Genomic DNA, 23,270 nt, shown 5'->3' on the forward strand with positions numbered 1-23,270 from the left:
TGCTTGTCCGTGTCGAATGTCAGCTGTGTCGGGATCAGAGCGCTTCAGCGCCGGCGATGATCTCGATCAGCTCGGTGGTGATCTGAGCCTGGCGGGAACGGTTGTACTGCAACGTCAGGGCGCTGATGAGGTCGCCCGCGTTGCGCGTGGCGTTGTCCATCGCAGCCATCTGGGCGCCGAAGAAGCCGGCCTGGTTTTCCAGCAGGGCGGCCAGGATCTGCGTCGTCAGGTTGCGCGGCAGCAGGGTCTCGAGGATGTCCTCTTCCGACGGCTCATACTCATAGAGCGCGCCGGCCTCGGCCGAGGCGTCCGCGTCGACTTCGGCCGGGGCCAGCTGACGCAGCGACGGAACCTGGGAGATCACCGACTTGAACTGGCTGTAGAAGAGGGTGACCTTGTCGGCCTCGCCCGCTTCGAACTTCTCGGCCAGCAGCTCGGCGATCGGCTGGGCCGAATGCAGGCCCACCGTCTTGTGCTCGCTCAGTTCGAAGGTCTTGACGACCTTGTCGCCGAACAGGCGGGTCAGCTGGTCGCGCGACTTGCGGCCGACGGCCACGATCTCGACCGTCTTGCCGTTGGCGATCAGGCTGTTGATGTGGTCCCGCGCGGCGCGGATGACGTTGGTCGAGAACCCGCCCGCCAGGCCTTTGTCGGCCGTGGCGACGACGACCAGATGCTTCTGGTCGGCGCCGGTTCCGGTCATCAGGCGCGGGCCGTCGTCGCCGACGCCGGCCGCCAGGTTGGCGATGACCGAGGCCATCCGCGACGCATAGGGGCGGGCGTTCTCCGCCTGCTCCTGGGCGCGCTTCAGCTTGGCCGCCGCGACCATCTGCATGGCTTTCGTGATCTTCTGCGTCGCTTTGACGCTTCCGATCCGATCGCGCATTTCCTTGAGGCTAGCCATCCGGCTCTGCTCTTCCTTTGACTACAGGGCCGAACGGTTAGGCGAAGGTCTTGGCGAAGGCCGCCAGGATGTCCTTCAGCTCGGCTTCCAGCTCGGGCGTCAGGGCCTTCTTGGTGCGGATGCCGTCCAGCAGCGAGGCGTGGTTGGCGTGAACGCGGGCCAGCAGTTCGCTCTCGAAACGGCCGACGTCCGAAACGGCGATGCCGTCCAGGTAGCCGCGCGTACCGGCGTAGATCGAGACGACCTGCTCTTCGACGGCCAGCGGCGAATACTGCGGCTGCTTCAGCAGCTCGGTCAGGCGGGCGCCGCGCGCCAGCAGCTTCTGGGTCGAGATGTCCAGGTCCGAGCCGAACTTCGCGAAGGCGGCCATTTCACGATACTGGGCCAGCTCGCCCTTAATCGAACCGGCGACCTGCTTCATGGCCTTGATCTGGGCCGAGGAGCCGACGCGCGACACCGAGATGCCGACGTTCACGGCCGGACGGATGCCCTGATAGAACAGGTCCGATTCCAGGAAGATCTGGCCGTCGGTGATCGAGATCACGTTGGTCGGGATGTAGGCCGACACGTCGTTGGCCTGGGTTTCGATGATCGGCAGGGCGGTCAGCGAGCCCGAGCCGTAGTCCTCGTTCAGCTTGGCCGAACGCTCCAGCAGGCGGCTATGCAGGTAGAAGACGTCGCCCGGATAGGCTTCACGGCCCGGCGGACGGCGCAGCAGCAGCGACATCTGGCGGTAGGCCACGGCTTGCTTCGACAGATCGTCATAGATGATCAGGCCGTGCATGCCGTTGTCGCGGAAATACTCGCCCATGGCGGTGCCGGCGAACGGAGCCAGGAACTGCAGCGGGGCCGGTTCCGAGGCCGTGGCGGCCACGACGATGGTGTATTCCAGCGCGCCCGACTCTTCGAGGGTCTTGACGATCTGGGCCACGGTCGAGCGCTTCTGACCGATGGCGACGTAGATGCAGTACAGCTTGGCCGACTCGTCGTCCGACTTGTTGACCGTCTTCTGGTTCAGGATGGTGTCGATGGCGACGGCGGTCTTGCCGACCTGACGGTCGCCGATGATCAGCTCGCGCTGGCCGCGGCCGACGGGGATCAGGGTGTCGATCGCCTTCATGCCCGTCTGCATCGGCTCGTGAACCGACTTGCGCGGGATGATGCCGGGGGCCTTCACGTCGACGCGGCGACGCTCGGTGAACTGGATCGGGCCCTTGCCGTCGATCGGCTCGCCCAGCGGGTTGACGACGCGGCCCAGCAGGCCCTTGCCGACCGGCACGTCCACGATTTCGCCCAGGCGGCGCACGTCGTCGCCCTCGGCGATGGCGGCGTCCGCACCGAAGATCACGGCGCCGACGTTGTCGCGCTCCAGGTTCAGGGCCATGCCCTTCACGCCGGCCTTGGTGAACTCGACCATTTCACCGGCCTGGACGTTGTCCAGACCGTGAATGCGCGCGATGCCGTCGCCGACCGACAGCACCTGGCCGACGTCCGAGACGTCGGCTTCCACGCCGAAGTTGGCGATCTGCGACTTGAGGATGGCCGAGATTTCGGCGGCGCGGATATCCATGATTGGCTCTTTCGGCTTTCGTCTTCGGTGCGGGCCCGCTGGCCCGGCTTGATCTGGAATTCGGGGCTTAGGCGCGCTTCAGCGCAAAGGTCATCTGGTCGAGCTTGGTCTTCAGCGAGGCGTCGAACAGCTTCGAGCCCACCTTGACCTTCAGGCCGCCCAGGATCGTCGGATCGACGCGGGCGGTCAGTTCGGGGTCGCGACCCAGGGCGGCGCGCAGCTCGGCCTGGATCTTCTTGGTCTGGGCGGCGCTCAGCGCCACGGCCGAGACCACCTCGGCGGCCACGACGCCCGTCTTCTTGGCGTAGAGCGCCTCGAAGCCGGCGATCACGCCCGGCAGGTCCGACGCGCGACCGTTCTGGCCCAGCAGGCCCAGGAAGTTGCGCGTCGTCACATTGAACTTGGCCTTGTCGGCGATGGCGGCCAGGCCCTTGGCCTGATCCGCCGACGCCACGACGGGCGAGGTGGCGAGACGGCGCAGGTCCGCGCTGTCCAGCCAGGCCGCCTTTAGCGCAGCCAGATCGGCGCGCACGGCGTCGAGCGCCCCCGTCTCGTCCGCGAGGTCGAACAGCGCTTGTGCATACCGTCCGCCGACTTCCGTCGTCCTGAAATCGTCCGCCACTTATATTTGGTCCGCGTCTGAAGCGTTTGGATCAAGACCGGCCGCAGTCGCCTGCGCCAGTCAAGGGCCTGAAATGCTTGTAGAAAGCACGCTGAGGACGCATCTTTCGATACGCCCTTCGCTAAAGCCGCGCGGCTGATACCATGCAAGGCCTCGCCTCGCAACCGAGGGGCGCGGAACGATAACGCCGCACCCGCGCTCTCTTTGGTCGAATAGGACCGGTCAAGCTGGGTTCGACAGGAGGGCCTGCGACGACGACGACGCCATCCGACGCTTGATGCGCGCTCACGCTCCCGTTACCGAAAACCTTCCAACACCCTTCAGGAACCCCGATGCTCGAAAGCATAACCCCGCTGTTGACCGATCCCGCCGCCTGGGCGGCCCTTGTGACCCTCGTGGTCATGGAGGTGGTGCTGGGGATCGACAACCTGATCTTCATCTCGATCCTCTCGAACAAGCTCCCGCCCGAGCACCGCCAGCGCACGCGCCGTATCGGCATCGGCCTGGCCCTGGTCATGCGCCTGGGCCTTCTGGCCACCATCGGCTGGATCGTCGGCCTGACCCAGCCCGTCTTCGACCTGGGCTTCCACGGCGAAACCTTCGACACCGCCTTCTCCTGGCGCGATCTGATCCTGATCGCCGGCGGCCTCTTCCTGGTCTGGAAGGCCACCAAGGAGATCCACCACGCCGTCGACGTCACCCCGTCGAACGACATGCTGGAGAAGGACAAGAAGGACGTCGTCATCAACAACGTCGGTTCGGCCATCTTCCAGATCATCCTGCTGGACCTGGTGTTCTCGGTCGACTCCATCCTGACCGCCGTGGGCATGACCGATCACATCCCGATCATGATGATCGCGGTCATCATCGCCGTGACCGTCATGCTGCTGGCCGCCGATCCGCTGGCCAACTTCATCGACAAGAACCCGACCGTGGTCATGCTGGCCCTGGGCTTCCTGCTGATGATCGGCGCCGTGCTGATCGCCGACGGCTTCGGCGTCCACGTGCCCAAGGGCTACATCTACGCCGCCATGGCCTTCTCGGCCCTGGTCGAGGGCCTGAACATGTGGTCGCGCAACGCCCAGATCAGAAAGAACCAGGCCGAGGAAGCCGCTCAGGCCGCCCTCAACAAGGCCGAAACCGCCGAGCCCGGCGTCTAAACGTGCGTATCGGGCCGGTCCTGGCGATGCTTCTGCTGGCGCTTCCCGCGTCAGCGGCGGCGCAAGCGCCGGGGCCGGCCCCTTCTTCTTCCTCTCAGCCCGCACCGGCTCGCGTTCCGGTCTACGGCTATGAGGTGGTGCGAACCTTCCCCCACGACCCGACCGCCTTCACCCAGGGGCTGGTCATTCGCGACGGCGTGCTGATCGAGAGCACCGGCCGCAACCCTTCCAGCGTGCGCCGCGTGCGGCTGGAGGACGGCGTCGTGCTGCAGAAGCGCGATCTCGACCCCGAATATTTCGGCGAAGGGCTGACCGAGAAGGACGGCCGCGTCTTCTCCCTGTCGTGGATCAACGGCGTCGGCTTCATCTGGAGCGCGGACGACCTGAAGCCCGTCTCCCGCTTCGCCTATGCGGGCGAAGGCTGGGGGCTGACGCACGACGGAACGCGCCTGATCCTGTCGGACGGATCGGCGGCCCTGCGCTTCCTCGATCCCGACACCCAGGCCGAGACCGGCCGCGTCTCCGTCACCCTGAACGGCCGCCCGGTGCGCCAGTTGAACGAGCTGGAATGGATCGACGGCGAGGTCTGGGCCAACGTCTGGCAGACCGACTACATCCTCCGCATCGATCCTGCGACCGGCCGGGTAGTCGGCGTCATCGACCTCAGCGGCCTGTTGCCCAGGGATCAGGTGAAGGATCCGGTCGACGACGTGCTGAACGGCATCGCCTGGGACGCACAGAACCGCCGCCTGTTCGTCACCGGCAAGAACTGGCCCAGCCTGTTCGAGATCAGGCTGACCGGGCCGCGATAAGCCCCGTCTTCCCGCTCATCCCGGCGGACGCCGGGATCCAGTCCTTTGGCCCCAGACGCGCGCTTGCAGCTCTCACTGGGCCCCGGCGCCCGCCGGGTGAGCGGATGAAAGGAACGCGCTCAAGCAGCGAGCCGCCGCGCGGCGAGCGATAGCGCCTCATAAAAAGCGCCCTACAAAAAGCTGTACGGATCCACATCGACCGTCAGCCGCACCGAGGCCGGAACCTTCACCCGCGCCAGCCAGGCGCGCAGGAAGGCCTGCAGGTTCACGTCGCGGTCGGCCCGCACCAGCAGCCGCTTCCTCCGCCGCCCTCGCACCAGGGCCAGCGGCGCGTCGGCGGGGCCGTAGACCTCCAACCGCTCGGCGTTGGGGATGGCCTCGGCCAGATCGCGGGCGACCTTCTCGACCGCCATGGCGTTCTCGCTGGACAGGATCAGCGCCGCCAGACGGCCGTGCGGCGGCAGGGAGGCCGCCTCGCGCTCGGCCATCTCCGCCTCGACGAAGGCGTCGCGGTCGCCCGCCGCCAGCGCCTGCAACACCGGATGCTCGGGCGTCCACGTCTGCAGCAGGGCCCGGCCCGGCTTATCCGCCCGCCCCGCCCGGCCCGTGGCCTGGGCCAGCAGCTGATAGGTGCGCTCGGCCGCACGCAGATCGCCGCCGCGTAAGCCCAGGTCCGCATCCACCACGCCCACCAGCGTCAGGCGCGGGAAGTTGTGGCCTTTCGCCGCAGCCTGGGTGGCGACCAGAATGTCGATCTCGCCGTCGGCCATGCTCTGTATCAGGGCGCGGGCCGACTTGCCGTCCGGCACGGTGTCCGAGCTGAAGACGGCCGTGCGCGCCTGAGGGAAGAGTTGGCGCACCTCCTCCTCAACCCGCTCGACCCCCGGCCCGACCGGGACCAGCGAATCCTCTGCCCCGCACGAAGGACAGGCCTTGGGCTTGGGCATGGAAAAGCCGGTCAGGTGGCAGACCAGCCGCCCGGTGTAGCGATGCTCGACCAGCCAGGAATCCGTATCCGGCGCCGTCAGCCGATGCCCGCAGGCGCGGCACAACACCACCGGCGCATAGCCGCGTCGGTTGAGGAACAGCAGGCTCTGTTCGCCCCGCGCCAGCGTCTCGCCGATGGCTTCGCGCAAGGGCTGGGACAGCCAGGTCTGGGGATCGGGAGGACATTCGCGCAGGTCGATCAGGCCGATCTCCGGCAGCACCGCCGCCCCGTGCCGCGCCGCCAGCTTCAGCCAGCGATACCGCCCCTGATGGGCGTTCCACAGCGTCTCCAGCGACGGGGTGGCAGAGGCCAGCACCACCGCCGCCCCTTCGATCCGCGCCCGCGCCACGGCCAGGTCGCGGCCGTGATAGACCAGCCCCTCCTCCTGTTTGAACGAGCCGTCGTGCTCCTCGTCCACCACGATCAGGCGCAGGTTGGCGTAGGGCAGGAACAGGGCCGAACGCGCGCCGACCACGATGTTGCAGCGCCCGGCGACCACCGCCTCCCACGCCTGTCGACGGCGCGGCGGGGCGACGCCGGAATGCCACTCGGCCGGGGCGACGCCGAAACGGGCGGTGATGCGCTCGATCACCGCCTGGGTCAGGGCGATCTCGGGCAGGAGGATCAGCACCTGCGCCGTCGGATCGGCCCGCAACGCCCGCGCCGCCGCCTCCAGATAGGCCTCGGTCTTGCCCGAGCCCGTCACCCCGTCCAGCAGGAAGGGGGCGAAACCGCGCATCGCCACGGCATCCGCAATGGCCGCAGCAGAGACCGCCTGATCCGGATTCAGGGTCGCGGGCGCATGGTCGGGATCGGGCGGATCGAAGGCGGCGACCGCCTCGACCTCGAACGCCTCCAGCACCCCTTCGTCGACCAGTCCCTTGACCACGCCGGACGAGACGCCCGCCTCCCGCGCCAGATCGGGGCCGGGCATGGACCGCGCGCCCAGCGCCTCCAGCACCGCCGCGCGCGCCGCCGTCGGGCGGGCGGGACTGCGTCCCTCGACGCGCCGCACCCGCCGCTCGGGCCGGGGCCGGGGCGCGCGCAGACCCTTCAACGCCGTCGCCGCCATCTCGCCGGGCGGGCTGAGGGTCCAGCGCGCCGCCCATTCGACGAAGTCCAGCGTGCGCTCCGGCAGGCGCGGATCGTCCAGCACCTGCTCGACCGCCTTCAGCTTGCGATTGGAGCCGGTCGTCTCGAACACCTCGGCCACCACGCCCCGGATCAGGCGCGGGCCCAGCGGCACGGCGACCTGATCGCCGCGCATGACGGTCAGATCCTCCGGAACCGCATAGTCGAAGGCTTCCGGCACCGGCAGGGGAATGAGGACGGAAGCGACCTTCACCGCGCGCCCTCGCACGTCCGCAACGCCGACGTCCGATACCGACGTCGCGCCCTGCCATGATCGCCGCCTTCCGCCACGCCCGGCGAAGCGATTTCAGACGATTCAGACGAATTGGACTCTGTTTTTTCGATCACGGAGTCTGAAACTTCCCTGGCCGCGAAAGACGGTCGCTTCCGTCACAACTCGGCGCTAAAACTGGTCCCATGAAACTCTTTCTCGACACCGCCGACGTCGCCGTCATCAAGGACTTGCTGCCCACCGGGATGGTGGACGGCGTCACCACCAATCCTAGCCTGATCGCCAAGTCGGGTCGCAACATCGCCGAGGTCATCGCCGAAATCTGCGCCCTGGTCGAGGGGCCGATCTCGGCCGAGGCCGTGGCGACCGATTTCGAGACCATGGTCAAGGAGGGCGACAAGCTGGCCTCCATCGCCCCCAACGTCGTGGTCAAGCTGCCGCTGACCTGGGACGGCCTGCGCGCCACCCGCGCCTTCGCCGACAAGGGGATCAAGACCAACGTCACCCTGTGCTTCTCGGCGGCCCAGGCCATGCTGGCGGCCAAGGCGGGCGCGACCTTCATCTCGCCTTTCGTCGGCCGTCTGGACGATGTCGGCGCCGACGGCGTGGGCCTGCTGGAAGACATCCGCACCCTGTACGACATCCACGACTTCAGCACGGAAATCCTGGCCGCCTCGGTGCGCAATGCGGACCATGTGACCGCCGCCGCCCTGGCCGGCGCCGACGCCTCGACCATTCCGGCCGACGTTTTCAAGGCCCTGGTAAAGCACCCGTTAACCGACAAGGGTTTGGATGCCTTCCTGGCGGACTGGGGCAAGACCGGTCAGTCGATTCTGTAGTTTCTGACCCGACGAGAGGTCCGCTTGAGCACTTCCCTGGACCTCTCCACCAACCCGGCGGCGGGCCTGCACTGGCCGCAGGTGCGCGCCTGGCTGGGCGATCACGCCGAACACCTGCTGGACGACCGCGCCCTGCTGGAAGAGCTGGGCCTGACCGCCACGGGCCGCAACGTCGTCGACTTCGGCCGCGCCGCCCTGGCGCGGCTGGAGGCCGTCGCCCAGCGCGAGGCCGGGGCGCGCAGGCTCATCGAAGAGATCGCCCGCGCCAACTTCGCCGCCCAGACCCAGACCCACGTCGCCGCCCTCGACCTGATGGAGGCCCAGACCCACGCCGAACTGGCGCGTCATCTCGACGCGGTGGCCCAGGGCCGGTTCGGCCTGGCCGGCGCCGCCGTGGCGATCGAAAAGCCGGGCGCCGTCCCCTTCGGCTGGAAGGCGCTGGAGCCGGGCCGCGTCGACGCCCTGCTGGGCGAGGACGGCCTGCACTGGCTCGGTCCCAACTTCACCGGCCTCAGCCTGTTCGGCCCGGCCGAGGGCGACGTCGCCTCGGTCGCCCTGGTGCGGATGAACCTGCGCCTGCCGGGCGCCGCCGCGCCGCGCGCCGCCCTGTGCGCCTTCGGCTCGGGCGAGGACGACGGCTTCACCCCCGCCATGGGCTGCGAACTGGTGGCCTTCGTCGCCCGCGTCGTCGAACGCATGGCCGAGCGATGGCCGCTGGAAGCCTGACCGCGCAGGAGGCTCTGGCCGCCTGGCTGGAGCATCTGGCCCACGAGCGCCGCCTGTCGCCGCGCACGCTGGAGGCCTATGGCCACATCGGGCGGCTGTACCTGGCCTTTCTGGAGCGCCATCGCGGCGGGCCGCAGAGCGCGGCCGATCTGGGCTCGGTCACGGCGGCCGAGGCCCGCGCCCATCTGGCCGAGCGCCGCAGCGGGGATCGCCCGCTGAACGCCCGCTCGCTCAGCCAGACCCTGGCCGCCATCCGGGGCTTTCACGCCTTCCTCGACCGGCGCTTGGGCGTGGCGACGCCGCAACTGGCCCTGGTGCACGGCCCCAAGGTCAAGCCGTCCCTGCCCCGTCCGGTCAGCGAGGATCAGGCCAAGGGCCTGCTGCACGAACCCGAAGCCGACCCCGACATGGAGCCGTGGGAGGCCGCACGCGACCGCGCCGTACTGACCCTGCTCTACGGTTGCGGCCTGCGGATTTCGGAGGCCCTGTCGCTGAAGCGGTCTGACGCCCCCCTGCCCGACAGCCTTCGCATCACCGGCAAGGGCGACAAGACGCGGATGGTCCCCGTCCTGCCGCAGGTGCGCGAGGCGACGAACGCCTATCTGGCGCTGCAGCCCTTCATCATCGACGCCGACCAGGCCCTGTTCCGAGCGAAGCGCGGCGGCCCCCTGAGCGCTCGCCATGTGCAGGCGACGGTGCAGCGGCTGCGGGGGCGCCTCGGCCTGCCCGCCTCGGCCACGCCCCATGTGCTGAGGCACAGCTTCGCCACCCACCTGCTGGGCGCCGGCGCCGACCTGCGCTCGATCCAGGAGCTGCTGGGCCACGCCAGCCTATCGACGACGCAGAAATACACCCAGGTCGACGCCGCCCGCCTGCTGGCCGCCTACGCCCAGGCCCACCCGCGCGGCTGACTATTCAGCGCATGGAAAAGGCGCCAGATTTCGGGCCGGGATGATCGCGGGACGGGAGTTCGCGCGTGTGGACAGCCAACGCCCCTGAACCGCCTCTCGGCGCTGATCGGCGCACCCTGCTGACTCGATTGCTGTCGGTGGGCGGGCTGACCCTGGCGTCGCCTGTCATCGCCGCGCCCCAGGCTGGCGCCCCTGCGCCTCCGCCGGATGGAGAGGCCCGGCTGCTGACCAATCTGCTGACGCGAATGGCGATCGAGGTCGATCTGGGGGCGCGCCGCAGCGTCTTCGTCATCGACACGGGGGCGGAACGCACCTCGATCTCGGACCAGTTGGCGCAAAGGCTTCAACTCGAACCAGGGCCGCTGATCCGCGTGCACGGGATCACATCGTCAGAGCTCGTGCCGACCGTTCGCCTGCCGCGCCTGGGCTTTTCACGCCGACGTTTCCTGGACCTGATCGCGCCGGTCTTCCCTTACGCCCTGCTGGGAGCGGACGGATTGCTGGGGCTGGACGCCTTGGCCCCGTTTCGCCTGACCCTAGACTTCAGGAACCGGCGCGTGCTGCTGGCGCCGTCTTTCGGGCCGGGATCGGCGGGCCTGTTCGGCGAGGGACGAGCCAGCCGTCTTCCGTCCGTCGAGAGTCTGTCGCACGAAGACCTGTTCCGCCGCCTGCTGATCACCCGCATCGTTGCAGACGGCGTCGATGCCGCGGCCTTCATCGACACGGGCGCGCAGTACTCCATCGGCAACCGCGCCCTGCTCCGAGCGCTGGACGCGCGCCTGGGCGGCTCCAGCCGCCCGCAGGTGCGCGTCTATGGCGTCACCGGCCAGTCACTGACGGCCGAGGCGGGCCAGGTCGCGAACCTGCAATTTCACCGACGCGATCTGGGGTCCACGCCCCTGCTGTTCGCCGACCTGCACGTCTTTCATGTGCTGAACCTGATCGAGAGCCCGACCCTGCTGCTGGGCGCAGACGTGCTGACGCGCTTCAACCGGATCATTCTGGACTATGGCGCCAAACGCATCCGCTTCGGCGGGGTGATGCGGCGCCCGCCGCCGCTTCCTGCGCCCGCGCCTGGCGTCAGATCGCCCTGACAGCCCCCCCGTCGATGCGGATCAGGGAGCCGGTGACATAGCCCGCCAGCGGACTGGCCAGGAAGGCGGCCACCGCGCCGAATTCCTCGGTCGTGCCGATGCGCCCAGCGGGGATGGACTTGACCGACTCGGCGCGCGCGTCCTGCGGCGTCGCGCCCGTGGCGGCGGCGCGGGCGGCGTCCAGCCGCTCGATGCGCGGGGTGTCGATCCGGCCCGGCAGCAGGGTATTGACCGTCACCCCATTGGCCGCGACTTCACCCGCCAAGGTCTTGGCCCAGGCCGCCACCGAGGCGCGCAGGGTGTTGGATACGCCCAGCGTCCCGATCGGCTCGATCACGCTGGTCGAGGCGACGTTCAGGACGCGCCCCCAACCCATGGCCCGCATCCCCGGCATGACCCGGTCGGTCAGCCGGAAAACCGACAGCACCATGGCCTCGAACTGATCGCGCCAGACCGTCGGGTCGAGACCCGCCACGCCCGACGGCGACGGCCCGCCGGTGTTGTTCAGCAAGATCTGGATCGGCCCGCCCAGCGCCGTCTCGGCGACGTCGACCGCCTTCAGTAGGGCGTCGTGGTCGGCCAGATCGGCCGGAGCGATGACCGCCTTGCCCGGCCCCATGGCGTTCAGTTCGTCAGCCACGGCCTGCAGCTTGGCCGCATCGCGCGACAGCAGGGCCACATGCGCCCCCTCGGCCACCAGGGCCGTCGCCACCGCCCGCCCCAGGCCGCTGGAGCCGCCGCAGATCAAGGCGCGCTTGCCGGTGAGTTGAAGGTCCATGCCGATTTCCCGTTGCGATAGGCGATAGACTTCACATGTACGAAGCCCGACCGCCCAAACAAGGCTCCTATGTCGCTTCCGCCCCTACCGATCGAAACCCGACGCCTGTCGCTTCGCCCCTTCCGTGCGGACGATTTTGAGGCCTATCGCGACTACCACGCTCGCCCCGAGGTCTATCGTTTTCTCTACGCCGCGCCGCCCGGCGCCGAGGAGGCGCGCGCCGCCTTCACCGCCGCAACCCTTCCCGCATTCGCCAAGGACGGCGATGTCATGCGGTTGGCGGTCTCGCGCCGAACGGACAACGCCTTGTTGGGCGAGGTCTTGCTCAAACTCGCCAGCCTGAGCGCGCTCCAGGCCGAAGTCGGCTACATCTTCAATCCCGACTTCAACGGGCAGGGTTACGCAACCGAGGCCGTCGGCGCCTTGGTCGCCGCCGGTTTCGCCACGCTTGGCATGCACCGCATATTCGCTCGACTAGACGCCGATAATCGCGGCTCCATCGGCGTGGTCGAACGGCTGCGCTTTCGGCGCGAGGCGCACCTGATCCAGAACGACCGGTTCAACGGCGTCTGGGGCGACGAATTCATCTACGCCGTGCTGGCTGCGGAGTGGGCCGCCGCTAACGCAGCACCTCGTCCGAACTGACCAGCCGCACGTCGTGCATCTGGTCCAGATAGGCCTCGTAGTAGCCCTTGTGCGAGGCGCCCACGATGGTCAGCATCCGCGTGCCCGGATAGCGCCCCAGCACGTCGCGCATATTGGCGACCATGCGCAGGTTGCGGGTCTCCCAATAGCCCAGGTAGCGTCGTCCGAACGCCTCGGGCGACGGCTCGACGTGGGTCGCGCCGAAGTCAGAACGATAGGCGAGCATCTGCGCCTCCGGCGTGTTGTAGGCGCGGTAGATGTTCAACAGACCGTCAGCCTGAGCCAGGTTTTCAAACAGGGGCTGATCCATGTCCTTGCGCGCCTGGACATAGGGATTGTCCCAGGCCGCCATGATCGCCTTGGCCTGCGCCGCCTCTTCTTCGGGACGGGTGGCGGAGTCCGCCGTGTGGTCATCCACCGCCCACAGACGCTCCTGGCCCAGCCGCGCCGCCAGGACGGCGGCCAGCAGATCGGACTCGTTCTTGCGCGTCATGCGCCGGTTCAGCTTGGCCGCCATATCCGCCGTCAGGCCGTCCTGAGCCTGGCGCTCGCCCTCAGGCAGCCGCAGCCACTGCACCAGGGCCGAGGACGGCTCGCCCGCCGCGAGGAAGAGGCTCGCCAGCCGTCGCCGCTGGGCCGCCGTCGGAGCAGCGGGCCAGTCCGCCAGCAGGCGTTCGGCCTCGGCGTTGGCCGCAGGCACGTCCAGGCCCAGGGCCTGCCCCTCGGCGCTCGGATCATAGCAGTAGGTTGCGACCGACTCGGCGTAGCGCGAGGGATAGCGCCGCATGGCGTCGCACTGCAGGCCGGACAGGTTTTCGATGGCGACTGCGGTCGGACGCCAGGCTTCCAGCCGCGCCAGCAAGGGCTCCAGCTGCTCGGGACGGAAGCTGTCCGGCAGGCTGGACAGGTGCGGCGAACCCAGCACCAGCACCTCATTGAGGGCGCCTGCCGGCGGTCCCTTCAGCTGGTCGGGGTGAAACGAGGGCCGATACGCCTGCGCCGAGGCGGCCGAACCGATCGCCACCCACGCCGCCGCCAGCCAGATTCCCAGACGCATCGCCTCACCCTCGTTCTCGCGAAACCGTAGCGAAGCTGCGGGCGGGGCCGCGTCCCGACAAGTTAAGTTTCCGCAATCCGCCCCAGACGAAAACGGCGCGCCCCGTGCGGAGCGCGCCGTTCTGATCGCGGTCTGGAAGCCGGTGAGGCTTAGGCCTGCATGGTCCAGCCTTCGACGCCCATGGCCGCCTGGCGTACGGCTTCAGCGCGGGTCGGGTGCGGGTGGCAGGTGCGGGCGATGTCTTCGGACGAGCCGCCGAACGCCATGGTCATGGTCGCTTCGCTGATCAGTTCGCCGGCCTGCGGACCATAGATGTGGACGCCCAGCAGCTTGTCGGTCGTCGCATCGGCCAGCACCTTCACGAAGCCGTCGGTCTCGTGGTTGATCTTGGCGCGGCTGTTGGCGGCGAAGGGGAACTTGCCCTTCTTGTAGTTGACGCCCGCGGCCTTCAGCTGCTCCTCGGTCTTGCCGACCCAGGCCACTTCCGGCGTGGTGTAGATGACCGACGGAACCAGGTCGTAGTCGACGTGGCCCGGCTTGCCGGCGATCAGCTCGACCGTGGCGACGGCGTCTTCCTCGGCCTTGTGGGCCAGCATCGGGCCGTGGGTCACGTCGCCGATGACCCAGACGCCCGGCGCCGAGGTCTTGAAGTGGTCGTGGCCGACGAAGCCGCGCTGGTCCGGCGTGACGCCGACCGTCTCCAGGCCCAGGCCCTCGGTGTAGGGACGACGGCCGATGGCGACCAGGACGACGTCGCCCTTGATCGTTTCAGCGGCGCCGCCAGCGGCGGGCTCGACCGTCAGCTCGACGCCGTCCTTGACCGACTTGGCGCCGGTGACCTTGGTCCCCATACGGAAGGTCATGCCCTGTTTGGCCATGCCGCGCTGGAAGGCGGTGGCGACCTCGGCGTCCATGCCGGCGCCGACCTTGTCCAGATATTCGACGACAGTGACTTCGGCGCCCAGGCGGCGCCAGACCGAGCCCAGCTCCAGGCCGATCACGCCCGCGCCGATGACGATCATGTGCTTGGGCACCTTGGGCAGGAACAGGGCGCCGGTCGAGTCGATGACCTTGCCCTCTTCGAAGGCGACGCCCGGCAGCGGGGTCGGCTCGGAGCCGGTGGCGATGATGATGTTCTTGGCGTCATAGGTCGCCTTCGAGCCGTCGGCGGCCTCGACCTCGACCTTGCCCAAAGTCCCGTCATGGCCGGCGATGCGGCCGCGGCCCTTCAGCCAGTCGACCTTGTTCTTCTTGAACAGGAATTCGATGCCCTTGGTCAGGGCCTCGACGCTGTCGTCCTTGGCCTTGTGCATCTGGCCCAGGTTCAGCTTGGGTTTCACCTCGATGCCGATGCCGGCGAAGTCCTTGCCCGCGGCCTCATACAGTTCCGAAGCGTGCAGCAGGGCCTTGGAGGGCATGCAGCCGACGTTCAGGCAGGTGCCGCCCAGGGTCGAGCGCATCTCGACGCAGGCGACCTTGAGGCCCAGTTGGCCGGCGCGAATGGCGGCGTTGTAGCCGCCCGGCCCGCCCCCGATGATCACCACGTCGTAGGTCTGGGAAGCGTCGGCCATGGAAGTCCTCTGATCGGTCTGGCGCAGGGTTCGGGAAACGGCGCGGACACTAGCGCCGACCCCGGCGGGGTCAACCGCCAGGCTCCATATAGGCCCGGTTTGCGCCCGGGGCCATGCCGACCAAAGGCAAAGCGGCCCAAAGCCGCAAGGCAAAAGGGCCAGGCGTCGCCGCCCGGCCCTCCGTGTCGCCTCAGCGGCCGATCAGTATTTGAAGCGGACGCCCATGAAGACGTTGTAGCCGAACTTCTCGTACTCATAGGTCCGCTCGCGCGAGCCGTAGTAGCGGACGCCCGCCGAGTCGGTCAGGTTCTTGGCCTCGCCGAACACCTCGACCCCGTTGCCGAAGTCGTAGGAGGCGGTGAAGTCCAGCTGCTCGCGGCCCTCGACGAACAGGTCGAAGTCGGGATCGTCGGCGTTGATCTCTTCCAGATAGTCGCTGCGCTTGGTGTAGCTGAGGCGGGCGCTGAAGCCGGCCATCTCATAGAAGAGCGCCAGGTTGTAGTTGTTCTCCGACTGGCCCGGCAGCGAGAACTTGTTGCGGCCGCCATAGGCCTGGGCCGTTTCGATCTCGGCGTCGGTCCAGGTGTAGTTGGCGAAGACGCCGAAGCCCGAGGCCCAGCCCGGCAGGAAGCTGAACTTCTGCTGCCAGTTCAGCTCCAGCCCCATCAGATGGCCGTTCGGGGCGTTGATGGGAGTCTCATAGGCCGCGAACTCGTCGCCAAAGTTCAGGATATAACGATAGTCGGTCAGATCCTTGTAGAAGGCGTTGGCCGACACCACGCCCAGGGAGGCGAAGTAGTATTCCAGGCCGAAGTCGACGTTGTTCGACAGAGTCGGTTGCAGGTCCGGATTGCCGATCTCATAAGACACCTTGGAGCCGTCGGTCTGCTCGATGCGGCGCGGGACGATCTGGTTGAACTCGGGGCGCGAGATCGAGCGCGTCATGGCGAAACGGCCGATCAGATTGTCCGAGAAGCTGTGGCGGACCGTCAGGTTGGGGAAGAACTCGGTGTCGTCGCGATCGACCCGCGCCATGTCATAGGGCTTGGTGCCGTCGTTATCGATCAGGCTGGCGGCCTCGCCCTCGAACTTGGTGTTCTCGACGCGCAGGCCGAAGATGATGTTGGTCGCGCCGACGTCGAGGCGACCCTGGGCGTAGGCCGACAGAATGTCTTCCTTGGCGGTGTAGTCCGCCGCGATGGAATCCGCCGGACGGATCGGCGACAGCGGGCGCATCTGGCCGAAGTAGTCGTCCACCAGGCCGTTGTTGAACTTCTTGCCCAGCAGATAGTCGTAGTTGCGCGAGTCCGAGCCCGTCAGTAGGTCGGCGTAGGACTGCGACGGCGCATGGGCGGCGTCACGGCTGCGGAAGCGGTCCTCGTCGGCCGAGACGTCGCGGGTGCGGTATTTGCCGCCGAACTTCCAGGTGACTTCCCGGCCGCCGATGACCGAGGGCAGCTCGAAATTGGTCTGGAAGGTCAGCTCTTCCTGCTCGGTCGTGCTGGAACGGAAGGCGTTCTCGCGGAAGCGGTATTGCGCCGCATCCATGTGTTCGCCGGTCGTGAAGATCGAATAGGTCGGCTGATAGTGATCGCCGGTGAAGTCATAGGTGACCGACGGCTTGGCCCGCGACCGGAACAGCAGCTCGTTGCGGTTCGGATAGGTCTGCTCGCTGCTGGCCCAGGAGATGTTGGCGTCCCACACGGCGCCGTTGCCGAAGATGCGCTCGGCCCCGGTCGTCAGGGTCAGGATCTCGTTCTTCTGGGTGCGGTGGCGCAGCTGGCGCTCGACCGTCACCTCGTCGAAGGTCGCCTTGCGGTCGGTCGCACCGGCCTGAAGATTGTCCTCGTCATAGGTCAGCAGCAGTTGGTTGCGGTATTCGTCGTCCTCGAACTGGGCGAACGAGCCGCGGACCCAGGCGCGATAGGCGTCCGACGGGCGGAACTCCAGCGAGCCGTTGATCGACTGACGCGTGCGCTCGGTGTCGTAGTCCTTGAACAGGCTTTCCTCGAGGGCGAACACTTCGCCGCCTTCGGGGGTCTCCATCTTGGTCCAGCCTGACTCGACGTTGTCGGGGCGGCGGTTGGTCTTGGAGTAGGAGTAGGACAGCAGGCCGCCGAAGGTCTGGTCCGCGCCGAAGACGTTCGACGCCGTGGCGCCCGCACGGATGTCCTCGCCGCCGTAGTCGTTGTAGCTGCCGCCGGCATAGCCGCTGACGGCCAGGCGACGCTGGTCGAAGGGCGAGCGGGTCTTGATGTTGACGGCGCCGGCGATGGAGTCGGCGTCCTGGCTCGGCAGCAGGGTCTTGGAGATCTCGATGTTGGAGACGATGTCGCTGGGCAGGGTGTCCAGGTCGACCGCGCGCGTGCCCGGATCGACGGCCGGAACCGTCACCCCGTCCACCGACACGGCGGTGAAGGCCGACGGCGCGCCGCGCACGTTGATGTAGCGGCCCTCGCCCTGGTCGCGCTGGATGGCGATGCCCGGCACGCGCTGCAGCGATTCCGCCACGTTCGGGTCGGGGTAGCGGCCGATGGCGTCGGCCGACAGGACGTTGATCACGCCATCGGCGTTCTTCTGCTGGTTCAGCGAGCGGGCCACGCCCTCGGTGATGACGCCGTTGACGATGACGTCGGCCACGGCGACCGCATCGCCCGAGCCCATCATGACCGTGACCGAGGTCAGGCGGCCCGGCGCGGCGGCGACCGTCTGGGTCGCGGTCGGCAGGCCGATGTAGCGCGCTTCCAGCGTGAGCTGGCCCGAGACGCCGCCCAGGTTGAACTCGCCCTGGCTGTTGCTGACGGCGCGGCGGCCGCTGACGCGGTCGATGATCTCGGCGCCCGGCAGGGGCGAACCGTCGGCGTTGACGACACGGCCGATCAGGCCGTCGCCCGCCGGGGCGGCCGCGACGGCCGGAGCGGCGTCAACCGCAACGTCGGCAGCTTGGGCGGCGACAGCGAAAACCAGCGGCAGGCTCGCCGCGCTGAGAAGAAGTCTAAGCTTCATGTCCATATCCCCGAAGGCCGGCGCCGCTTCTGGCGGCCCGGATCTGGCGGGATGGCTAATGCGCCGCGACGACGCGGCCGCGACGGTTTCACGAAAAGGAATCTGCGAGCGGAACACGGGATGACGACAGTTCGTCCCGACCCGGATCATCCGTTGTCGAACCATCGCCGAACCGTCGCGGCGGCGCCGTTGACCGCTCGGTCGCGCGCGTGTTTCGGGCGGACATTCCTCATTCGGACGGAAAGCCCCGCTCATGCTCGCCTCCCTGCCCCTGCGTTCGCTCGCCGGCCTTCTGGCCCCCGCCCTGCTTCTGGCCGCCTGCGCCGGGCATGAGGTGGACTATCAGGGCGAGGGCGGCGGCTTCGTCGGCCAGGGCGCGCCCGTGCGCGCCGTGCTGGAGACGCCCTCGGTCGGCACGGTCGGCGACGACGCGGCCGACGATCCCGCCGTCTGGGCTTTCAAGACCCCCGTTACCATCGGCGGCGTCCAGACCCCCGGCTTCGTCGTCGGCACCGACAAGAAGGCGGGCCTCTACGTCTATGGCTTCGACGGGGCCATCCTGCAGTTCATGCCCGAGGGGCTGTTGAACAACGTCGACGTGGTCGAGGGCCTGAGCCTCGACGGCCGCCCGCAGTTGCTGATCGGGGCCAGCGACCGCACGCCGGGCCGCACCGGCGTCGCCCTCTACCTGTTCGACCCGGCCGGGACCGGCGACAACAAGGTGCGCTACTGGGGCTCCATCGCCACCGACGTGGTCGAGCCCTACGGCTTCTGCTTCGCCCGGCGCGGCGAAGAGGTTCACGCCGTCCTGGTCGGCCATGAGGGCGAGCTGCGTCAGTTCATCGTCGCCGCCGGACCCGACGGCCGCCCCGCCGCACAGTTGGTCCGCCGCGCCGAGATCGGCTCCATCTCCGAAGGCTGCGCCGCCGATCCGGCGACCGACGCCCTGTACGTCAACGAGGAGAACGTCGGCCTGTGGCGCTACGGCCTCGACCCGGCCTCGGGCGGGACGCGCACCCTGGTCCAGCCGGTCGCGCCGGGGCTGCTGGTCGCCGACGCCGAAGGGCTGACGACGCTGACCGACGGCGCCGCACGTTATCTGATCGCCTCCAGCCAGGGCGACTCGACCTTCCCCGTCTGGCGCATCGACGGCGCTGCGCCGCAATACGAGGGCCGCTTCGTGGTCGTGGACGGGACGGTCGACGGGGTGACGGGCACCGACGGCCTGGCCGCTCTGGGCGGTCCGGTCGGCCCCTTCCCCGAGGGCCTGGTGGTGATCCAGGACGACGTCAACGACACCGGAACCCAGAACTTCAAATACGTCGACTGGCGGGACATCCGCGCCGCGCTGGGGCTGTAGGGTTGAACCCCACTCGTCACCCTCGGGCTTGTCCCGAGGGGCTAGGCCAGATTGCAGACGCACCTGAAAGATCGTTCAAGAGCTCTCGCTCGAACCCCCTTCATCGAAGCCTGGAGCAACCCTGGCCCCTCGGGACAAGCCCGAGGGTGACGATACTTGAGTATCGAAGGACGTCACAGGTCTGAGCGCAAAAGGAAACGGGGCCCGACCTTGCGGCCGGACCCCGTTTTCCCTTTCGACTGGAGCGGGCGAGGCGATTCGAACGCCCGACCCTCACCTTGGCAAGGTGATGCTCTACCCCTGAGCTACGCCCGCACTCCGTTGGGAGCGATGTGCTGCTCCCCGTCGAGGAAGGGGCGTATAGCGGACCGACTTCGGATCGCGCAAGCCCCTTTTTCGATTTTCGTCCAATCCGTCGATTTTTTTCGAATAGCCCTGAAACTTCACACGAAAACGGCCCCCGAAACGCCCGCGCGGACGCCTCGGAGGCCGCTTCAAAGCGCAGCTGCTGCCGCCGCTACGCGCCCCGCCCGCTCAAGCAGCGAGCCGCCGCGCGGCGAGCGTTAGCGGCCTTCCGCTCCTCGCCTTAGCGAGGCGCCAGGCGGATCGCCCCGTCCAGACGGATGCACTCGCCGTTGATGTAGGTGTTCTCCGCCAGATGCAGGGCCAGGGCGGCGTAGTCGGCCGGCGTGCCCAGGCGCTTGGGGAAGGGGATCATGGCGGCCAGGGCGTCCTGCACCTTCTGGTCCATGCCCGCCATCATCGGCGTCCACATGATGCCCGGCAGGATGGTGTTGACCCGCACGCCCTCGTTCATCAGGTCGCGCGCGACGGGCAGGGTCATGGCGTAGACGCCGCCCTTGGACGCCGAATAGGCCGCCTGGCCGATCTGGCCGTCCTGGGCCGCCACCGAGGCGGTGTTGACGATCAGGCCGCGCTCGCCGTCGTCCATCGGCTCCAGCGTGACCATGCCCGCCGCCGACTGCGACAGGACGCGGAAGGTGCCGAACAGGTTGATCGAGACGGTACGCTCGAACTGCGCCATGTCATGGGCGCGGATCTCGCCGGTCTCACGCTTGCGGCTGACGGTCTTCTGGCCGGTGGCGATGCCGGCGCAGTTGACGGTCAGGCGTTCCTGGCCGTGGGCGGCGCGGGCCTTGGCGAAGCCGGCGGCGACGCTGTCGTCCGAGGTCACGTCCACCTTGCAGAAGACGCCGCCGATCTCCTGGGCGATGACCTCGCCGCGCTCTTCGTTCAGGTCGAACAGGGCGACCTTGACGCCCTTGGCCGCCAGGGCGCGCGCCGTGCCTTCGCCGAGGCCCGAAGCCCCGCCCGTCACCACTGCTGCGATCGAAGCGTCGAGTTTCATGAAAGTCGTCCTATATTCGATTGAACCGAGTGCTCGTGCGAGGATTTAGCGGCCATGACCGCAAAGACCAACGGGGTGTCGCCCGATGACGCCATCAATCCTGAAAAGGCTCTGGTTCCCGCCGTGCAGAAGGTGAACGAGATGCGCGTGCGCAAGGGCTTCTGGCCCAAGATGCGGCGCACCGCCGCCCGCATCCCCTTCGCCGGACAGGCGATGGCCGCCTGGTACGCCGCCCAGGATCCCAAGACGCCGCTGGCGGCCAAGGGGCTGATCCTGGGGGCGCTGGCCTATTTCGTCATGCCGGTGGACGCCATTCCCGACATCTTCGCCGGCATCGGCTTCACCGACGACGCGGCGGTGATCGCGGCGGTGCTGGCCACCCTGGGCGCCCACCTCAAGCCCCGCCACCACGATCAGGCGGCGCAGGCGTTGAAGCGGCTGCGGGAAGACGAGGGCTAGACCTAGTCCTCCACCTTCACCACGATCTTGCCGACGGCCGAGCGGTCGCTGAGGGCCTGAATGGCCTCATGGGCGCGTTCCAGCGGGAAGGTGCGGCTGACGCGCGGCTTGATCTTGCCCTCGGCGTAGAGCTGCATCAGCTCGGCCATGTTGGCGGCGTGGGCCTTGGGATCGCGGGCGACGGCGGCGCCCCAGAAGACGCCGACCACCGCCACCGACTTCAGCAGGGTCAGGTTCAGCGGCAGGGACGGAATCCCCGCCGGGAAGCCCACCACCAGATAGCGGCCGTTCCAGTCCATCGCGCGCAGGGCCGGCTCGGCGTAATCGCCGCCCACCCCGTCGAACACCACATCGGCGCCGTCGCGGCCGGTCGACAGCTTGAACTCGCCCGACAGCTCCTTCTGGGCCGCCTTGTCCATCGGACCGGAGGGGTAGATCAGGCCATTGTCCGCGCCCAGCTCCAGCGCGAACTCGACCTTGTCGTTGGTCGAGGCGGCGGCGACCACGCGCGCGCCCATCGCCTTGCCCAGCTCGACGGCGGCGGCGCCGACGCCCCCCGCCGCGCCCAGCACCAGCAGGGTCTCGCCCGGCTGCAACTGCGCCCGGTCCTTCAGGGCGTAATAGCTGGTGCCGTAGGTCATGATGAAGGCGGCGGCGGTCTCATAGTCCATGCCGTCGGGGATGGGGATCAGGGTCTCGGCCTTGACCTTCAGCCGTTCGACCATGCCGCCCCAGCCGGGCACGGCGACGACGCGGTCGCCCCGGAACACGCCCTTCACCCCCTCGCCGACGGCGTCGACCACGCCCGCGACCTCGGCCCCCGGCGCGAAGGGGCGCTCGGGCTTGAACTGGTATTTGTCGGCGATGATCAGGGCGTCGGGATAGTTGACGCCCACAGCCTTGACCTCGATCACCACCTCGCCCGGACCGGGCGTGGGGTCCATGACCTCCTCGACGACGAGCGATTCCGGGCCGCCGGGGGCCTTGGACAGGACTGCACGCATAGGAACTCTTTTCAGCTATCCCCCATCGGCCTTGGCGCCGACACGATCACGACGCTAATCAGCGCACGGCCGGATGCAAAGAGGCCAAACGAGGCAAGGAGACGATCATGGCGAAAACCGCCCTCATCCTTCACGGCGGCGCCGGCGCCCGGCGCGAGCGCAACTATGACGCGGAGGTGGTGCACATGCGCGAAGTCGTCGAGGCGATGAAGGCGCGGCTGGACGCCGGGGCCTCGGCGCTGGATGTAGCGGTCGAGGCGGTCGTCATGCTGGAGGATTCGGGCCTCTATGTCGCCGGGCGCGGCGCCTCGCCCAATCTGGCGGGCGACTATGAGCTGGACGCCAGCCTGATGGACGGCGTCACCGGCAAGGCCGGGGCCGTCGCCGCCCTGCAAGGATTCCGCAACCCAGTCGTCGCCGCCCGCGCGGTGATGGACCGCACCCCCCACGTCATGCTGGCCGGGAACGGCGCCGCCCGCTTCGCCGCCGAACAGGGTCTGGCGCGCGTCGAAGACCCCGAGGCCTGGTACACCCGCGCCGGTCAGGGCGAGGACAACCATCCGCCCAGTGGCCTGAGCCACGGCACCGTCGGCTGCTGCGTGCTGGACAGCCAGGGCCGCCTGGCCGCCGCCACCTCGACGGCGGGCGTGTTCGGCAAGATGCCGGGCCGCGTCGGCGACACCCCCATCCCCGCCGCCGGAACCTGGGCCGACGAGCACGCCGCCATCTCCTGCACCGGCCAGGGCGAGTATTTCATCCGCGTCGCCGCCGCCGCGCGCACCGCCATCGGCGTGGCCGCCGGTCAGTCGCTGGCCGAGGCGTCGCAAGCCGTCATCGACCGCATCGGCGCCCTGGGCGGCGACGGCGGCCTGATCGCCCTGGACCGCGAAGGGAACATCGCCCAGCCCTACAACAGCCAGGGCATGAAGCGCGCCTGGCTGGCGACCGACGGCGGCATCGGCGTCGAGGTATTCGGGCGGTAACGGCTCCCCGTTTCATTACATCTCCGTAAGGTGCGCGGCGGCTCTTCGC

20 protein-coding genes and 1 tRNA gene are annotated in these 23,270 nt (G+C 68.5%); 10 read left to right on the plus strand and 11 right to left on the minus strand.

The window, feature by feature from the left end; genetic code table 11:
• Positions 1–34: 34 nt before the first annotated feature.
• The 3 genes from AC3A3G_RS11465 to AC3A3G_RS11475 all read right to left on the minus strand — a co-directional run bounded on the left by AC3A3G_RS11465 (position 35) and on the right by AC3A3G_RS11475 (position 3,096).
• Complete coding sequence (locus AC3A3G_RS11465; RefSeq protein WP_125900373.1) at positions 35–904, minus strand: F0F1 ATP synthase subunit gamma; 870 nt, start codon at positions 902–904, stop codon at positions 35–37.
• Positions 905–941: 37 nt separating this feature from the next.
• The gene (gene atpA / locus AC3A3G_RS11470) at positions 942–2,474 is read right to left on the minus strand and encodes a F0F1 ATP synthase subunit alpha (protein WP_200166322.1); all 1,533 of its coding nucleotides are present in this window, start codon (positions 2,472–2,474) and stop codon (positions 942–944) included.
• 67 nt (positions 2,475–2,541) lie between these two features.
• Positions 2,542–3,096 carry a F0F1 ATP synthase subunit delta gene (locus AC3A3G_RS11475; protein ID WP_200166320.1) on the minus strand — a complete coding sequence of 185 codons (555 nt, stop codon included), beginning with the start codon at positions 3,094–3,096 and terminating at the stop codon, positions 2,542–2,544.
• A gap of 332 nt (positions 3,097–3,428) precedes the next feature.
• Here AC3A3G_RS11475 and AC3A3G_RS11480 point away from each other — a divergent pair, with 332 nt between their 5' ends.
• Together AC3A3G_RS11480 and AC3A3G_RS11485 are read left to right on the plus strand one after the other, a co-directional pair.
• Positions 3,429–4,256, plus strand: a complete 828-nt coding sequence (locus AC3A3G_RS11480; RefSeq protein WP_200166318.1) for a TerC family protein — start codon at positions 3,429–3,431, stop codon at positions 4,254–4,256.
• A 26-nt stretch (positions 4,257–4,282) separates the two neighbouring features.
• A complete protein-coding gene (locus tag AC3A3G_RS11485; RefSeq protein ID WP_487488288.1) occupies positions 4,283–5,068 on the plus strand; it encodes a glutaminyl-peptide cyclotransferase in 786 nt (261 codons plus the stop codon).
• Between the two features lie 170 nt (positions 5,069–5,238).
• Here the strand turns inward: AC3A3G_RS11485 and AC3A3G_RS11490 are convergent, their stop codons facing one another.
• Positions 5,239–7,401, minus strand: a complete 2,163-nt coding sequence (locus AC3A3G_RS11490; RefSeq protein ID WP_487488237.1) for a primosomal protein N' — start codon at positions 7,399–7,401, stop codon at positions 5,239–5,241.
• 203 nt (positions 7,402–7,604) lie between these two features.
• Between AC3A3G_RS11490 and fsa the strand changes: the two genes are divergently transcribed.
• The 4 genes from fsa (at position 7,605) to AC3A3G_RS11510 (ending at position 10,989) form a co-directional block, all read left to right on the plus strand.
• A complete protein-coding gene (fsa, locus tag AC3A3G_RS11495) occupies positions 7,605–8,258 on the plus strand; it encodes a fructose-6-phosphate aldolase (RefSeq protein ID WP_003166309.1) in 654 nt (217 codons plus the stop codon).
• Positions 8,259–8,282: 24 nt separating this feature from the next.
• Complete coding sequence (locus tag AC3A3G_RS11500) at positions 8,283–8,984, plus strand: DUF484 family protein (RefSeq protein WP_487488238.1); 702 nt, start codon at positions 8,283–8,285, stop codon at positions 8,982–8,984.
• Positions 8,966–9,895, plus strand: a complete 930-nt coding sequence (locus tag AC3A3G_RS11505; protein ID WP_487488239.1) for a tyrosine recombinase XerC — start codon at positions 8,966–8,968, stop codon at positions 9,893–9,895. The genes AC3A3G_RS11500 and AC3A3G_RS11505 overlap by 19 nt, the downstream gene beginning before the upstream one ends.
• Before the next feature lie 65 nt (positions 9,896–9,960).
• A complete protein-coding gene (locus AC3A3G_RS11510) occupies positions 9,961–10,989 on the plus strand; it encodes an aspartyl protease family protein (protein ID WP_487488240.1) in 1,029 nt (342 codons plus the stop codon).
• Here the strand turns inward: AC3A3G_RS11510 and AC3A3G_RS11515 are convergent.
• Complete coding sequence (locus AC3A3G_RS11515) at positions 10,976–11,767, minus strand: SDR family oxidoreductase (protein WP_200166310.1); 792 nt, start codon at positions 11,765–11,767, stop codon at positions 10,976–10,978. The genes AC3A3G_RS11510 and AC3A3G_RS11515 overlap by 14 nt on opposite strands.
• A gap of 69 nt (positions 11,768–11,836) precedes the next feature.
• Here AC3A3G_RS11515 and AC3A3G_RS11520 point away from each other — a divergent pair, with 69 nt between their 5' ends.
• Positions 11,837–12,412, plus strand: a complete 576-nt coding sequence (locus tag AC3A3G_RS11520; RefSeq protein ID WP_487488241.1) for a GNAT family N-acetyltransferase — start codon at positions 11,837–11,839, stop codon at positions 12,410–12,412.
• Here AC3A3G_RS11520 and AC3A3G_RS11525 read toward each other — a convergent pair.
• The 3 genes from AC3A3G_RS11525 to AC3A3G_RS11535 all read right to left on the minus strand — a co-directional run bounded on the left by AC3A3G_RS11525 (position 12,387) and on the right by AC3A3G_RS11535 (position 18,046).
• Positions 12,387–13,469, minus strand: coding sequence for a DUF5694 domain-containing protein (locus tag AC3A3G_RS11525; protein ID WP_487488242.1), 1,083 nt, complete (start codon positions 13,467–13,469; stop codon positions 12,387–12,389). The genes AC3A3G_RS11520 and AC3A3G_RS11525 overlap by 26 nt on opposite strands.
• A 149-nt stretch (positions 13,470–13,618) precedes the next feature.
• Complete coding sequence (gene lpdA, locus AC3A3G_RS11530; protein WP_368923409.1) at positions 13,619–15,040, minus strand: dihydrolipoyl dehydrogenase; 1,422 nt, start codon at positions 15,038–15,040, stop codon at positions 13,619–13,621.
• Positions 15,041–15,241: 201 nt separating this feature from the next.
• Positions 15,242–18,046, minus strand: coding sequence for a TonB-dependent receptor (locus tag AC3A3G_RS11535; RefSeq protein WP_487488243.1), 2,805 nt, complete (start codon positions 18,044–18,046; stop codon positions 15,242–15,244).
• 253 nt (positions 18,047–18,299) lie between these two features.
• Here AC3A3G_RS11535 and AC3A3G_RS11540 point away from each other — a divergent pair, with 253 nt between their 5' ends.
• Positions 18,300–19,406 carry a phytase gene (locus AC3A3G_RS11540; protein ID WP_487488244.1) on the plus strand — a complete coding sequence of 369 codons (1,107 nt, stop codon included), beginning with the start codon at positions 18,300–18,302 and terminating at the stop codon, positions 19,404–19,406.
• Between the two features lie 240 nt (positions 19,407–19,646).
• On the opposite strand, the gene AC3A3G_RS11545 is transcribed toward AC3A3G_RS11540, so the two are convergent.
• Positions 19,647–19,721, minus strand: a tRNA-Gly gene (locus AC3A3G_RS11545).
• A 271-nt stretch (positions 19,722–19,992) separates the two neighbouring features.
• Positions 19,993–20,775 carry an SDR family oxidoreductase gene (locus AC3A3G_RS11550; RefSeq protein WP_087141363.1) on the minus strand — a complete coding sequence of 261 codons (783 nt, stop codon included), beginning with the start codon at positions 20,773–20,775 and terminating at the stop codon, positions 19,993–19,995.
• A 54-nt stretch (positions 20,776–20,829) separates the two neighbouring features.
• Here AC3A3G_RS11550 and AC3A3G_RS11555 point away from each other — a divergent pair, with 54 nt between their 5' ends.
• Positions 20,830–21,234 (plus strand): YkvA family protein, encoded by a 405-nt coding sequence (locus tag AC3A3G_RS11555; protein WP_125900359.1) that lies wholly within the window; start codon positions 20,830–20,832, stop codon positions 21,232–21,234.
• Positions 21,235–21,236: 2 nt separating this feature from the next.
• Here AC3A3G_RS11555 and AC3A3G_RS11560 read toward each other — a convergent pair whose 3' ends face one another.
• The gene (locus AC3A3G_RS11560; RefSeq protein WP_487488245.1) at positions 21,237–22,238 is read right to left on the minus strand and encodes an NADPH:quinone oxidoreductase family protein; all 1,002 of its coding nucleotides are present in this window, start codon (positions 22,236–22,238) and stop codon (positions 21,237–21,239) included.
• 107 nt (positions 22,239–22,345) lie between these two features.
• Between AC3A3G_RS11560 and AC3A3G_RS11565 the strand changes: the two genes are divergently transcribed.
• Positions 22,346–23,221, plus strand: coding sequence for an isoaspartyl peptidase/L-asparaginase family protein (locus tag AC3A3G_RS11565; protein WP_487488246.1), 876 nt, complete (start codon positions 22,346–22,348; stop codon positions 23,219–23,221).
• Positions 23,222–23,270: the final 49 nt, after the last annotated feature.

It is taken from the genome of Brevundimonas sp. Soil_N_31 (assembly GCF_057655995.1).